General features: G+C 40.7%; 15 protein-coding genes. 5 read left to right on the forward strand and 10 right to left on the reverse strand.

Annotated elements, in window-relative coordinates; genetic code table 11:
- Positions 1-2: 2 nt before the first annotated feature.
- Positions 3-935, forward strand: coding sequence for a polysaccharide pyruvyl transferase family protein (locus AB4185_RS10045; RefSeq protein ID WP_372135395.1), 933 nt, complete (start codon positions 3-5; stop codon positions 933-935).
- Positions 936-981: 46 nt separating this feature from the next.
- On the opposite strand, the gene AB4185_RS10050 is transcribed toward AB4185_RS10045, so the two are convergent.
- From AB4185_RS10050 to rfaD, 5 genes are all read right to left on the reverse strand, one after another.
- Positions 982-2,061 (reverse strand): glycosyltransferase family 4 protein, encoded by a 1,080-nt coding sequence (locus AB4185_RS10050; protein WP_102332614.1) that lies wholly within the window; start codon positions 2,059-2,061, stop codon positions 982-984.
- Between the two features lie 4 nt (positions 2,062-2,065).
- Complete coding sequence (locus AB4185_RS10055; RefSeq protein WP_372135396.1) at positions 2,066-2,812, reverse strand: glycosyltransferase family 25 protein; 747 nt, start codon at positions 2,810-2,812, stop codon at positions 2,066-2,068.
- On the reverse strand, positions 2,805-4,004 hold the full coding sequence (locus AB4185_RS10060) for an O-antigen ligase family protein (protein ID WP_372135397.1): 1,200 nt from the start codon (positions 4,002-4,004) through the stop codon (positions 2,805-2,807). The genes AB4185_RS10055 and AB4185_RS10060 overlap by 8 nt, the downstream gene beginning before the upstream one ends.
- Positions 4,005-4,020: 16 nt before the next feature.
- Entirely contained in the window at positions 4,021-4,977 is a 957-nt protein-coding gene (gene lpxM / locus AB4185_RS10065) for a lauroyl-Kdo(2)-lipid IV(A) myristoyltransferase (protein ID WP_372131215.1), read from the reverse strand.
- Positions 4,978-5,111: 134 nt separating this feature from the next.
- Positions 5,112-6,053, reverse strand: coding sequence for an ADP-glyceromanno-heptose 6-epimerase (gene rfaD, locus AB4185_RS10070; RefSeq protein WP_372058101.1), 942 nt, complete (start codon positions 6,051-6,053; stop codon positions 5,112-5,114).
- Between the two features lie 151 nt (positions 6,054-6,204).
- Between rfaD and AB4185_RS10075 the strand changes: the two genes are divergently transcribed.
- A complete protein-coding gene (locus tag AB4185_RS10075) occupies positions 6,205-7,368 on the forward strand; it encodes a nucleotide sugar dehydrogenase (protein WP_372135398.1) in 1,164 nt (387 codons plus the stop codon).
- 108 nt (positions 7,369-7,476) lie between these two features.
- Complete coding sequence (locus tag AB4185_RS10080) at positions 7,477-8,115, forward strand: TetR/AcrR family transcriptional regulator (protein ID WP_017063104.1); 639 nt, start codon at positions 7,477-7,479, stop codon at positions 8,113-8,115.
- A 62-nt stretch (positions 8,116-8,177) separates the two neighbouring features.
- Here AB4185_RS10080 and AB4185_RS10085 read toward each other — a convergent pair whose 3' ends face one another.
- From AB4185_RS10085 to AB4185_RS10105, 5 genes are all read right to left on the reverse strand, one after another.
- Positions 8,178-9,329: a murein hydrolase activator EnvC gene (locus AB4185_RS10085; RefSeq protein ID WP_016797614.1), complete on the reverse strand. Its 1,152-nt coding sequence runs from the start codon at positions 9,327-9,329 to the stop codon at positions 8,178-8,180.
- 76 nt (positions 9,330-9,405) lie between these two features.
- A complete protein-coding gene (cysE, locus tag AB4185_RS10090; RefSeq protein ID WP_009847961.1) occupies positions 9,406-10,227 on the reverse strand; it encodes a serine O-acetyltransferase in 822 nt (273 codons plus the stop codon).
- Between the two features lie 47 nt (positions 10,228-10,274).
- Positions 10,275-11,339, reverse strand: coding sequence for an NAD(P)H-dependent glycerol-3-phosphate dehydrogenase (gene gpsA / locus AB4185_RS10095; protein WP_372135399.1), 1,065 nt, complete (start codon positions 11,337-11,339; stop codon positions 10,275-10,277).
- Positions 11,340-11,517: 178 nt separating this feature from the next.
- The gene (gene secB / locus AB4185_RS10100; protein WP_050648496.1) at positions 11,518-11,985 is read right to left on the reverse strand and encodes a protein-export chaperone SecB; all 468 of its coding nucleotides are present in this window, start codon (positions 11,983-11,985) and stop codon (positions 11,518-11,520) included.
- A gap of 133 nt (positions 11,986-12,118) precedes the next feature.
- A complete protein-coding gene (locus AB4185_RS10105) occupies positions 12,119-12,553 on the reverse strand; it encodes a rhodanese-like domain-containing protein (protein ID WP_016795010.1) in 435 nt (144 codons plus the stop codon).
- Between the two features lie 424 nt (positions 12,554-12,977).
- Between AB4185_RS10105 and AB4185_RS10110 the strand changes: the two genes are divergently transcribed.
- Together AB4185_RS10110 and AB4185_RS10115 are read left to right on the forward strand one after the other, a co-directional pair.
- Positions 12,978-13,748 carry an ABC transporter permease gene (locus AB4185_RS10110; RefSeq protein ID WP_372135400.1) on the forward strand — a complete coding sequence of 257 codons (771 nt, stop codon included), beginning with the start codon at positions 12,978-12,980 and terminating at the stop codon, positions 13,746-13,748.
- Positions 13,745-14,653: an ABC transporter ATP-binding protein gene (locus AB4185_RS10115; RefSeq protein ID WP_372135401.1), complete on the forward strand. Its 909-nt coding sequence runs from the start codon at positions 13,745-13,747 to the stop codon at positions 14,651-14,653. Before AB4185_RS10110 ends, AB4185_RS10115 begins: the two co-directional genes overlap by 4 nt.
- Positions 14,654-14,698: the final 45 nt, after the last annotated feature.

Genomic DNA, 14,698 nt, shown 5'->3' on the forward strand with positions numbered 1-14,698 from the left:
CAGTGGCTTTTAAATTAGAGTACTGCCTGTCAGATACTTACAATGTAGGGGATGATCTTAACCCTTGGCTATGGCCACAACTGTTTGGTGACTTGATTGTAGAAGATAGCTCTCGTTATTTTTTAGGCATAGGGACGATTTTGACGGAGAAGCGATTAAATAAAACTCTTTCAGGTGCGGACGAAGTTATTATTTTCTCATCAGGTGCATGGGAGTGGAACGTCCCCAAGTTATCTGACAAGTGTACTGTTTATGGTGTAAGAGGGCCTAGGACGGCAAAAAAATTAGGGTTAAAACCCGAACTGGTGGTTGGAGATGGTGCTTATCTCCTTCGTGAAGTTGACTTCCCTAAAGCGGAAATACAAAAAGGGAAGATTGGATTTATACCTCATCATCGTAGTGAAGATTTTATCGATTGGGATAAAGTTTGCCAGAAGATAGGTTTAACATACATTACAGCAAAACAACCGGTCGAGACTTTTTTGTTGGCTCTTCAAGAGTGTGAGTCCGTTGTGACTGAGGCCATGCACGGTGCAATTATTGCGGACGCACTTCGCATCCCTTGGAAAGGAGTTCGTTTCTCCCCGGCATTTGACGATGAAAAGTGGTATGACTTTGCTGAATCTATGGATGTAGAGCTAATATTACACGACTTACCTTTTATGAGTGTTAATAAGATGCCCATTGGTAAATTGTTAGAAAATACGTTTAAGAGAAATGTAGCTAAATTATTTAAATCTTCATCGAGAAAGTGGCTGTCACTCGTGACTGTGTACAAACTGGCCTCTAATGACGATATGAAAAATTTACAATTGAAGCTTAAAGTTTTAGCCAATGACAAGAGCAATTACCAATTGAGCTCTTTGGCACAACTCAATGCGATAGTCGAAATTCAAAAAGAAGTGATAAGTAAAATTATCAAAGATCAAAACTAAATCGTTAGGGCAGGTTAACTCATTTTCCTGCCCTTTTAGTATTAAATTATTTCTTAGTTAGTTTTTCAAAAAAATTAATATGCTGTTTTACTGTTTCTGATGACGAAAAGTAGCGTTGAAGTCTGATTTTTGCTTTACGTCCCATCTCCGCGCAATGTTCTTTATTCTTCGCCATATTGTTTATAGAATCACCTAATAACTGGGCGTTTTTTACGGGAACAATGTAGCCAGTTTCGTTTTCTTCAATAAGTTCTGGGGAGCCACCAGTTGTCGTTACGATGGATGGTGTCCCATTAGCCATGGCTTCAACTATCGTTCTTGGAAGGCCTTCTCCACTGATTGATGGCTGGATTTGAAAGTCAGCCATTGCCATTATAGATGGCACATCTTTTCTGTGACCAATGAAGTGTATTCTTTCCGACATAGGGCTTTCTTTGGCCATTTCGAAATAAGGTTCGTAGCCACTGCCAATCAAAAGAAGATGGAAGTCGGGATTATCTACAAAGTGTGTAGCTCTGATTAGAACATCAATTCCTTTACTGGGTCTTACATGAGCAGCGCACACAGCAACGACTTTATTGGAATCTAAGCCAAATTCTTCCGGTTTATTTGCTTGAACAGTGTACCAGTCTAGTTCATGACCTTTGTAGATGGTGACTACATTGTCTTTATTGCACCAAACTCTCTTCTTGACGTCGTTAGCAACAGCTTTTGATACACAAACAACGCCGCTGACTTTTGGGTGCAGGTGAGTAAGATAGGCTGAAGGATCATGGCGATACAGACCACCTGTAGTCCCGCGATATGTGATTAATTTTGTTTTTGTGCCAATACACGCAAACGCCGCGTTTGGGATTGTTTTGGAGTTAAATGCATAAAAGATGTCATAGCTTTTATTATTAAGTTCTTTTTTATAAGCTTTGATAGTCTTTATACAAATCTTTTTATTTGGGTAGGCATCAACAACTCTTACGCCATTTTCTTGAAACCGTTGAGCGTATTCTGCATCGCCTTGGGTAAGAACTGTGACCTCATGACCTTGCTTTACCATTTCTATAAACATTTCGGCTTCAGGACGTACACTATTTCGAGCATGATAGTAGGAACTAGCAATAAGAATTTTCATTGGATTACCGCTTCGAGTATTTGAATTTTATGTTATGTAGGTGACGCTGGATAGTTTCGTTTAAATTGAACCATTCACGCTTACATTTCTTGAATAAACTTCTGGTGCTTGTGCGTTTTTCATAACCGATATCGGAATCAAACTTAGGGTCGTTCGTTAAGCAGGGTACTGCAGTGCCGTAGCACTCGACTTCGTTTTGCCAGAATCGGTCCATATAAATATCTACAGCCATATACCACTCTTTTGAGTGTTCAAGGAATTTTTTAGCTCCTGAAGGTCTTAAGAAATAGGCTGTTGCACTCATATGCCCTTTAGTAAACTTATGAATACTAGTAGATTTAGCTTCGAAAACTTCGTAAGAACCATATTTACGGCGCTTATTTTTGAATAATCTCACACACTCTACATTTTCTGGTATGTCACTAATATCTCGTATGAAGTTAAGGAATGCCTCTTTAAATATAAGAGCATCATCTTCAATTATGACTATTGGTTGATTGAGTTCAACACACTTCTGCCACAATAAGTAATGGCTTGCATAACACCCTAACTGACCAGCGCTTAGTGTTTTTGCTCGGTATGTTTGGCTTAAATCATTATTGTAAAGGTTTAGTAGTGGGTGAGGGGGGAATGTTCTTCCATCCACAGCAGAAAATAGCTCAAAAGGAAGAGATAGTTCATCTAGTTGGCGACTAATGTTTTCTTTTCTATCTGTGGAAGATTCTAAATTTATGACAAATATTTTAGTCATTGGTAACTCTCTTACATCTTGAGCAAATAGGAATTAGAAATAATAAATATAACATTAAAGGTTGAGGGTGATTAAAAGGTACATCAGTTAAACCTGCGATGAAAAATAAGCTAACCAAACCAATTATTATATATGCATCGGATGGTGGTGATTTCCTCACCATCATTAGTGGATAAAGCAGAAGTCCAATTACTAGCATCGTTCCTATAACCCCAGACTTAACCATTTTATCTAAAAACTGATTGTGGAAGTGGGCTGAAGCATAGTGATATAGCGATCTAGATATTTCACCATGTTCTAACTTACCTTTTAATATATCCCGTTGTTCTTGTCCGTGCCCTAGTATTGGTTTTTGTTTTATTAATTCCGGAGCTAACATCCACATTTGTAACCTAAGCCCAACGGATGTACTATAATCGCCTGATTGAATCTTTTTGACTTCATAGATGGTTTGGTTATATCTCTCATTTATTTTATCTTTAAATAAGAAGGCGCCAGTAGAAGTTAGAATGGCTGTGAGTATAAGTGTAAATAGTATATATTTTCTCGAAGGAGGATTTTTAATAAATTTAACTGCGATTATAATAAAGATACTTAAAGTAAACGCCAACCAAATCCCTCTAGTTTCACTTAGGATTATAGGAGGTAACGACAGCAGAAAAGCGACCAAAGGAAGGGTTTTACCCTTTAAAGGAGAATTACCTAGCAATAAAGAAAACGCGATTATGGATATCAATGCGCATGCAGTTGAGTAAGGTATCGGATTTATATAACCAGCACTACGCCCTGTACTGATATAAACATTGAAATAGACGCTATTGACAAATATTGCCAAACTACCGATCAAAACTACCCATTGAATTACTTTTTGAGTAAGTATATGGTATGGAAAAGCTATAAGGAAAAGAGTAAGTCCAATCAGTGCTCTTAGCTCTCTAGAACTGGATTCGTGATAATAATAGCTAAAGATAGTATATATACATGAAATGCCAATTAACCACACAAACTGGCTCTGTATGTTATTTAATATAGTTTCTTTTTTAAATACTAATATACTGACGATGATACTAATCAAAAATAGTGGGATCATTTTCTTATCACCACTATCTAAAACTAACATGCCTGTAACAGCAAAAAAGTAAGGTAATAGTAAGATTGCTGTATAAATCTGCTTTCTGTTAATAATATTCATACTGTTTAATGTAATGCTAACCACTATAAGGATTTATATTGCTATCAGGGCGAGTCTTAAGCAGTCTTAAGATCCACATATATTGCTCTGGGTTTTTGCTCACGTAATTTTCAATACATTGGTTCATCATACGTGCGTCCTCTTCTTCGCTTCCTGTTGGGAAGGGTAGAGCAGGGTAGAAGTCCAAGGCGTATTGGCCTGTACTGCTATCGTATTGAGCAAACAAGGGCACAATTTTAGCTTTACTTAGTTTTGATAGGCGACCAAGGCCTGAGATAGTTGCTTTTTGAGTCGCGAAAAAGTCAACGAAGACACTGTGCTCACGGCCAAGATCTTCATCAGGGAGGTAGTAACCCAGGTACCCATCACGTACCGACTTGATGAAAGGTTTGATACCACCGCTGCGATCATAAACACGACCGCCGTATTGCACGCGCTGTCGGTGCATTAGCCAGTCACTGAGTTTGTTTTTTTGTGCTTTCGCCATCGCAGATACAGGTAAATTGCGTGAAGCTAATAATACCGCTGGGATATCGATAGCCCATGTGTGTGGCACCAGCAAGATCACATTCTCGCCACTGTCTATAATATCGGTTAGGTTGCTTAGGCCGTTTATCGCAGTGTTATTCTCTAGCCAAGTTTTACTCTTGAGTGTCAGTGAAGCAAATCCCATCAAAAATGAGATGGAAGTAACGTATGACTGATAGAGAGTTTCTTCGCGCTCTTCGATTGATTGCTCAGGGAAACACATCTCAAGGTTCACTCGAGCCCGGCGGTTAGCCTTATTCTTAATTTTTACAGCTTGCTTAGCCATAAACTTAGCTAATGCTAAACGAATGCTATTAGGTAAGAAGCAGACTAAAGACGATAACAAAACAGCAATCCAAGTTCCCCAGTATTTAGGTGCTAGAAAACCCCATTCAAACTCAGGATTGTAAGCTTTTGGATCAAAATCATTGCGTTGTGTGGTCATTCATTCACTACATTATTTAAATCAGAGAGTTAACTTAATATCGGTCACTCTGGGAATGATTATATTCGTTAGACATTCCCAATAATACACGCTAAAAGTAGGGTGTATTATTGGTCCTAATCTGAAATATACCGTTAAGCGTTTACGATCTTCATGTACTCAGCAACGCCATCGGCTACTGCTTTAAACTCGATATCGCAACCTGTACCGCGAAGCTTCGTTAGGTCTGCTTGAGTGAATTCTTGGTAAGCACCTTTTAAATGCTCAGGGAAAGGAATCGTTTCGATTTCGCCTTTACCATGGTGCTTGATAACTGCCTTGGCGACTTCTTCAAACGACTCAGCATTGCCAGTACCTAGATTAAAGAGGCCAGATACCCCATTCTCTAAGAACCACAAGTTTACAGCCGCGACATCACCCACATACACAAAATCACGCTTAAAGGTTTCGCTACCTGCGAACAATTTCGGGTTTTCACCGGCATTCATTTGGTTGTTTAGGTGGAAAGCGACAGAGGCCATGCTGCCTTTGTGTTGCTCGCGTGGACCATAAACATTGAAGTAACGAAACCCTACGATTTGCGAAAGCTTTTCGTTGTGTGCTGCTGCATCCGCGGTTAAGCGGCGAACGTAGTTATCAAATTGTTGTTTTGAATAGCCGTAGACATTCAATGCACCTTCGTACTCTCGTTCTTCAATGAAAGTGTCGGTTTCACCGTAAGTTGCAGCTGAAGAGGCATACAAGAAAGGAATTTCACGTTCAACACAGTAATGAAGTAGCTCTTTTGAGTATTCATAGTTGTTGAGCATCATGTATTTGCCATCCCACTCAGTGGTAGCAGAGCATGCTCCTTCATGGAAAACAGCTTCAATATGACCAAAATCATCACCGGCCATGACTTGAGTTAGGAAGTCATCACGATCCATGTAATCCGTGATGTCTAGGTCTACAAGGTTCTTAAATTTCTTACCATCTTTTAAGTTGTCGACGACTAGAATATCGTTGTGGCCCGCTTCATTAAGCGCCTTAACAATATTGCTGCCAATCATGCCAGCACCACCAGTTACGATAATCATAATTTCTAACTCTTTTGAATACAAAACTGTCACGAGTATAGCAAGGAATGGATAAAGCGGGCTAGTGGAATAATTCCCCAACCAGAGTATGATACGGCAAGCTAAGTTATAAATTATGTTGAGTTAATTACTCAAAACTATAGGTATTATCATGAAGATTGCAGTAGCCGGTACTGGGTATGTGGGTCTATCAAACGCAATGCTGTTAGCACAACATCATGAAGTAGTCGCGGTAGATATCATCGATGAAAAAGTGACAATGCTGAATAATAAGCAGTCACCGATTGTAGATAATGAGATTGAGCACTTTCTATCAAATAAGGCGCTGAATTTCAGGGCGACAACAGATAAAGCGGCTTACAAAGATGCTGAGTTTGTCATCATTGCTACACCAACCGATTATGATCCAAAAAATAATTACTTTGATACCAGCTCTGTAGAATCTGTCATCAAAGACGTCATGGAGATCAATCCTGATGCGGTGATGGTTATTAAATCAACGGTGCCGGTTGGCTATACCGAGCGTATTAAGCAAGAGCTGAACTGCGAAAACGTCATGTTCTCACCGGAGTTTTTGCGTGAAGGCAAGGCCCTGTTCGATAATCTACACCCATCACGTATTATCGTTGGTGAATGTTCTGAACGCGCTAAAGTGTTTGCGAATCTTCTTGTGGAAGGTGCGGAAAAAGAAAACATCGACGTACTGTTTACTCACTCAACGGAAGCAGAAGCAGTAAAGTTATTCTCAAATACTTATCTAGCGATGCGAGTTTCTTATTTCAATGAGCTTGATTCTTACGCGGAAGCGCATGGCTTGGATTCTCGTCAGATCATAGAAGGTGTTGGCTTAGACCCTCGTATCGGCAATCATTACAACAACCCTTCATTTGGTTACGGTGGTTATTGCTTACCAAAAGACACCAAGCAACTATTAGCAAACTATCAAGATGTACCAAACAACATTGTGGGTGCGATTGTTGATGCAAACCGTACCCGAAAAGACTTCATTGCGGATTCAATTATTAAGCGCTCGCCTAAAATTGTCGGTATTTATCGTTTGATCATGAAGGCGGGCTCTGACAATTTCCGTGCTTCTTCCATCCAAGGGATCATGAAGCGTTTAAAAGCCAAAGGCATCGAAGTCGTCGTGTATGAGCCGGTATTGGAAGAAGAGCATTTCTTTAACTCTAAAGTTTATTCTGACCTTGAAGATTTTAAAACAGTATCGGATGTGATTGTATCTAACAGAATGGTAGAAGAAATCGCAGACGTTGCAGATAAGGTGTACACACGAGATCTGTTTGGCAGTGATTGATTCGGCTCTATTTTAGCTAATGCTAATTAGACCAGATGTTAACAGCTCGATCTATCCGTTTAGTGGCGATATACTGAACCCCTAAACGGATAGGGATACTAATAACTAATGAAAACACGTGACAAGATTGTTTACGCTGCTCTAGAGCTTTTTAATGAGCACGGTGAGCGTAGTATTACGACCAATCATATTGCTGAGCATATCGAGATTAGCCCTGGTAACCTCTACTACCATTTCCGCAACAAGCAAGAAATTGTCCGTGACATCTTTACTCTCTATTCGACAGAGTTACTTGAAAGGTTCACACCGATTCAAGGCCAACAAGAAAGCCTGACGTTACTAAAGACTTACTTAGATTCTATCTTCACACTGATGTGGAAGTACCGATTCTTCTATGCGAATCTGCCTGAAATATTGTCACGTGATGAAAAACTCCACCTTGATTACATGGCCGTACAAGAAAAGCTGCAAACGAATCTTGTCGATATCATGCGAGCCTTCGTTGAGTTGAACCTGCTCAAAGCAACGGATACGGAAATGAAATCGATGGTCACTTCTCTTCACTTGATCGCATCGGGTTGGTTGGCGTATCAGTCTGCGATGTCTCCAAAAGCTCAAATTACCGAGCAAGTGGTTCATCAAGGAATGCTGCAGATGATCGCGACGGTTAAACCGATTGCGACAGCTCAAGGTTTTGAGCAGCTGACATTATTGGAAGATGGTGTAAGGGCGTTGAACTCTAAATAGAAAGAGACGAGTAAGCGGTATACGGGATTCGAAGAAAGATACTCGCATCCCGTATCTGCTCTTTATCGAACTAACCAACTCTTCGGGTTTTGGGCTTGGCTGTTTCTGCGAATCTCAAAGTACAGTGAAGGGCGCGTTTGGCCGCCAGTGTCACCAGCAAGCGCAATCGCTTCGCCAGCTTTAACCTTGTCACCTTCTTTCTTCAGTAGTGCTTGGTTAAAGCCATAGAGCGTCATATCACCTTTACCATGATCGAGAAGAACCACTAAACCATAGCCTCGCAGATACTCGGCAAATACCACCGTACCTGAGTAAACGGATTTAACCTGCTGACCGTACTTGGCGTTGATCACCATGCCTTTCCAGTTAATTTGCCCCGTTTGACGTGAACCGTAGTTATGTAGAACTTTATCTTTGATCGGCCAAGGTAGCTTACCTTTACGTTTTGCTAGGCCATCCATCGGGACTGCATTACGTCGTTCTCGAGCCGCTTTTTCTGCTTTTGCTATTTCAGCTTTCAGGCGAGTTTCATTTCGCTGAAGTTCAGCCAAGTAATTTTTGTCGCCAGAAATATTCTTCTTAATACTGCCAACGGTTTTCTTACGTTGTGTTTGAGTCTGAGACAACTTGTCACGCTTAGTGGTTTGCTGTTTTAACAATGTTGCGATTTGTTCTTGCTCGAGTTGACGCTGTTTGTGGCTTTCTTCTAATTCAAGTTGCGTCTGTTCAATCGTTTTAATGGTTGCGGAGCGAGCTTTGGCAAGGTGCTGGTAATAATGACTGATGCGATCTTCTTCTACACCGGTGTTGAGAATGTGAGAAGAAGCCTTAGCTCGACTCGTCATGTAGTAAGTCTGAATGAGCTGCTCTAACTTGTCTGTCTGGACTTTTTTCTGTGCAGTGAGCGCTTTAATCTTTGTGTCTAAATTAGCAATATTAGCATTAGCAGTATTGAGCTGCTTTTTACTGTCTAGAATCGCTTTTTCAAGTGAAGCGATGGACAGTTCCTGCTTCTTGAGGTTTGCCTGTAGGCTATCGAGTTTCTTTTGCTGGGAAGAGAGCGCTTTCTGTTGACGAGAGATTTCGCTTGATACGCCTTTCAGTTCACCTTGAGATGCAGCAAATGATGATGAAGACAAAAGAGCAACACCAAGGCTGGCAGATATCAAAAGAACAGTGCTCATTGATTGAACGGGTTTCATCATTATCGTCATTTTGCTCTTATTAATAATCAGCATCTGCTGCGAGTCTTTTCGCATCTCGGCTATTCGTCGGATCCCGAATCTGCTCTTAAATCCCATCACCATGGATGAAGTTCTGAGAGCGACCGTTAAACCCCTGATCCATGTCTAAAGATGGCTTATCAGTTTTCGGCTTTCCAACAATTTTTGCAGGAACACCAGCGACAGTCGTATGAGGCGGAACGGCTTGAAGAACCACTGAGCAAGAACCAATTTTCGCGCCTTCACCCACTTCAATATTGCCAAGTATTTTAGCGCCGGCACCGATCATTACACCTTCTCGGATTTTAGGGTGACGATCGCCACCTTCTTTACCCGTACCACCTAAAGTCACGTCTTGAAGGATAGATACATCATTTTCAACTACGGCTGTTTCACCAATCACGATACCGGTGGCGTGGTCGAGCATGATCGCTTTACCGATACGAGCGGCTGGGTGAATATCCACTTGGCAAGCGACCGAAATTTGGTTCTGTAGGTAAGTAGCAAGTGCAATACGCCCTTGCTTCCATAGCCAGTTAGCCACTCGGTAACCTTGCAAAGCGTGGTAGCCTTTCAGATAAAGCAGAGGCATCGAGTACATCTCGACCGCAGGATCTCGATTTACCGTCGCACAGATATCACAAGCAGCCGCATCAATAATCGATTGATCTTGCTTGAATGCTTGTTCAACCACCTCACGCACCGCCATTGCGGGCATTGAAGCCGTCTTTAGCTTATTGGCTAGGATATAACTTAATGCAGCGCCTAAGCTTTCGTGGTTGATAATGGTGGCATGGTAAAAACTCGCAAGCATAGGTTCTTGCTCTGACTGCTGTCGAGCTTCCTTCACAATGCATTGCCAAACCTTTTGCTGTTCACAGTGTTTCATTTTTCCATCCATTTTATCTATTTCATTCCACGACTTCATAAGCGATGTTATCGCTCTGACTTCTTGTCTCGAGCAAGCAGATCTTGTGCCGCTAAGTGGGCATCTTTCCCTTGATACAGCACTTGATAGATTTGTTCAACAATTGGCATCTCAACGCCCATACGTTCGGATAGTAACCAAACTTCTTTAGTGTTGCGATAGCCTTCGACCACTTGGCCGATCTCTTCTTGTGCAGTATCGACGTCTTTACCTGAACCTAAAGCCAATCCAAAACGACGGTTACGTGATTGGTTATCAGTACAGGTTAGTACTAAGTCACCCAACCCTGCCATGCCCATGAAGGTTTCTGGTTGCGCCCCAAGAGCTGCACCTAATCGGCTCATCTCAGCTAAACCGCGAGTGATAAGCGCGGTACGTGCATTGGCACCAAAGCCAATACCATCCGACATGCCTGCGCCAATTGCGATAACGTTCTTCACTGCGCCGCCAAGCTGCATACCAATGAAATCTGAGTTTGCGTACACGCGGAATGTTTTACCGCAGTGAATTTTTTCTTGAAGCTCTTTTAAGAAAACTTCATCTGGTGAAGCGACAGAGATAGCCGTTGGCATGCCCATCGCTAACTCTTTGGCAAAAGTAGGCCCTGATAGAACCGCTAAAGAGTAGCCATCACCCAGCACATCGTGCGCGACATCTTTAAGCAGGCGTCCTGTCTCTGGCTCTAAGCCTTTGGTCGCCCAACAGATGCGAGAGTCTGAGGCTAAGTAAGGTTTAACGCTATTAAGCACAACGCCAAATACGTGGCTCGGGACTACAAGTAAAAGGTCTCGGCTTGAAGTCACTGCTTTTTCTAAGTCTGATTCAATGATCAGGCTTTCTGGGAATTCTATATTTGGTAGAAACTCATTATTAGCGCGCTCAGATTCAAGGCGAGCCATATGAGCAGGGTCATGCCCCCAAAGAACAACATTTGCACCGTTACGCGCTAGAGAGATAGCTAAAGAGGTTCCGTAAGAACCTGCACCAATGACAGTCATGGCGATCTCTTTGCCGTAAGCGCTGTCTTTACCGTAAGCGTCTGCCGTATTAGTCGGGCGAGTTGTTTCTGTCATGCTTCCACCTAAAAATAATGAGGGAAATCGAAGAGTTTTGAAAAAGCTATCCACTAAAATAAGAAGAGCTTTCAATCTTAGTACAGTGTAAAGAAAAAATGCACATCGCAGAAGTTGCGATGTGCATTTAAAAGCTAACTAGCGCTTGAATCGTTAGAGTTAAGTTCTACTTTGAGACTTAAGCCTGTTCGCCTTCAGCTTGTTGAGCTTGGCTTTGTAGGTAGTTCATGAACAAAGCATCAAAGTTTACTGGAGCTAGGTTCAGTTGTGGGAAGGTACCTTTAACCACTAGGCTAGAAATTGTTTCACGCGCGTATGGGAACAGGATGTTCGGGCAGAATGCACCTAGGCAATGTGCCAGTTGACCAGCTTCCATTTCGCTTGCAGAGAAAATACCGCCTTGTTGAACTTCACAAAGGAATGCTGTGTCTTCTGCATTCTTAACAGTAACAGTTAGACGTAGGATAACTTCGTAAACGCCTTCGCCAAGCTCACGGCTTTGAGTGTCTAGGTCCAGTTTTACATCTGGGTTCCACTCTTTTTGAAACATATCTGGAGAGTTTGGCGCTTCGAAAGAGACGTCTTTTAGGAAAATACGTTGGATTGCGAAGTTCTGTTGTGCGTCTTGTTGTGCTGCTTCAGCCATTTTCTTGTCCTTAAAAATTTCAAATTAGACTCTGTTCATTCAATTTATCGAACAAAGCCTGAAAGTTAGTTTATCTGTCAGCTTACTTCTTGTCGTTAACGGCTGTTTATCTTTAAAGGCTTTTCACCTTTAACTACTTCTTACCTTTAACCAAAGGAAGGTTAGCTTCGCTCCAAGCCACTAAGCCGCTTTTCAGCACGCTTACGTTTTCGAAACCTGCTTTAACCAGCAAGTTCGCGCTTTCTTGAGCGGTTTGACCCGTCTTGCATACTACGATGATTGGGTCTGCTTTGTGACTTTCAAGGTTACCAAAGTTATTTGCTTTGATATCTGACGGTAAAATGTGAACTGCGTCAGTAATATGGCCTTTCTTGAACTCATCCTTAGTACGAATATCAACCACAACACCGTTTTCACGGTTAATCATGTGTGTGGTTTGCGCTGCCGTGATCTCTTTATAAGCTGCGTTTGATGTCTTGATAACGTTCGCAATGATGGCAACAACCAAGCCGATCCATACGATGGCTAAAATCATATTCTCTTGAACAAATGGAACTAACTCTTGCATATCTTGAACTCTTATTCGTTATTGGGCGAAAAATTATAGGGTGGCAGTATAGCTAGTTTTTCGGAGAGGGGGTATAGGTAAGCTTGATGTCTTAATGGTTTTTGTGGCCCTAGTATTGGTGACAGTTTGCCTCTTAGCTTGTGAAGTGAGATGATTGTAGCTAGCCCCTTAATCATCTAGTGAATGCGTAGTGTAGTTTCGCGTAATACTAATGGGCGGTAGCGTGTCAGTCTAAATAAACTCGTGAAAGTGGTCTCTGATATTCGATTAGCTTCGTTAGCTACTAAAAGCTAGTTTGCAGTATTGAGGTGTAATGGTAGTTAAAGTAAGTCACTCCGTAGATTAAAAATTAGTGGGTGACGCAAGATCTAGAGCTGCAACCATTCAGTTTATGTGCAGTTAAGTTGAAAAGAGTAGATTTGTTTTGATTAAAAATTATGTTCAGCTTGTTGATATGCAAGCTCGTATGAAAATGAGGTCTCAAGCTAATAAGCTTGTATTGAGTTACGTATGGTGGCTATTGGAGCCGTTGTTGTTTGTGTCTTTGTTCTATCTTGTCTTTGAGTATGTATTGAATAGAGGTGGAGATGATTTTTTTGTTTTTTTGGTTGTAGGTAAAATAATATACTTATGGTTTTCTAAAAGTGTAGTAATGGCATCAAAAGGACTAACGCAAAATAAGAATATTATTGGCCAAAGAGATTTGCCCAAATGGATATTTCCACTAGTAAATATACAAGAAACATTATATAAGTCGCTAATCTCATTTTTATTACTTTTCTCCGTTATTTGGTCTTTAGGCTATGCTCCAAATCAAAATTATTGGCAACTAATACCTTTGATGCTGGCTTTATATGCTTTAATTTGTGGTTTTGGGTTGTTTTTATCAATCCTTGTCACATATGCTCAGGACTTTTCAAACATTATCCAGCTAGGTATGACAGGGTTAATGTTTTCGTCTGGAATATTTTGGGATATAAACTCGATCTCAAATGAAGAAATAAAAAACACTATTTTTCTGATAAATCCATTAGCCCTTGTTATTGACTCTTTTCGGGTTGTTCTTATTGAAGGCTCTAGTATTAGCCTCTATTCACTTTTACCAACTTTAACCCTAGGTACCCTATTAATATTGTTGAGCGTTTGTATATTTAAGGCGCGTAATAATAGTTTAACAAGAGCATTGTTTTCATGAATGAAGTAATATTGAAAGTAGAGAATGTTTCTTTAGAATATAAAACTAGAGTTGGCATTTTTAATACGTTTAAACATAAAGCTTTAGATAATGTTAGCTTTGAAGTCAATAAAGGCGATGTACTCGGTATTTTAGGCAAAAATGGCGCAGGAAAGTCTACATTATTGAAGATTTTGTCTGGTGTATTTAAGCCTGATTCAGGGAGAGTTTGGGTTCCCCCTGGTACAACAAGATCTTTATTGACGCTGGGACTTGGGTTTAATGGCGATTTGTCTGGACGCGATAATGCTATTTTGAGTTGCATGTTTAATGGTTTTAGTAAAACTGAATCTATTGAGTTATCCAAAGAAATCCATGCATTTTCCGAGCTGGGGGATTTTTTTGAACAACCTGTCAGAACGTACTCCTCGGGGATGAGATCCAAACTAGGCTTTTCAACAGGAATAGTATCACACGTAGATATATTATTGATTGATGAAGTTCTTTCGGTTGGAGACAAAGGCTTTAAAGCCAAAGCTGAAAACGCTATGATGGATAAAATCGGTGGTAAAGATCAGACCGTTCTGTTCGTTTCACATAGTGAGAAGCAAATTGAGAGAATTTGTAATAAATGTTTTGACTTGGAGGTCAAAGGTTTTGTGCAAAAATTTAAAGAGGAAAGGATAGTATCGCCGCCCCCTAATGTCATAATCAAATTGTCTCCGGAGATTCTTACTTTGATTATTGCGAATGATTGGAATGGGCTCAAAAATGCAACAAGAGGAAAGTTTTACTTGTTATACAATGTCGGATTGTCTCTTGAGGCTAGTCATCCAAGGTTAGCGTACGAATTTTTCAGGGATGCTAATAAATTGAGGCCAGAACATGAAATTACTAAAAATAAATTGTTTAGCAATATTCGCTAAATTTTATAATCATTTGGTTTATATATAAAGTATTATCGTGAATTA

This window comes from Vibrio sp. 10N.286.48.F5, from assembly GCF_041469785.1.
Taxonomy (GTDB): Bacteria; Pseudomonadota; Gammaproteobacteria; order Enterobacterales; family Vibrionaceae; genus Vibrio; species Vibrio crassostreae_C.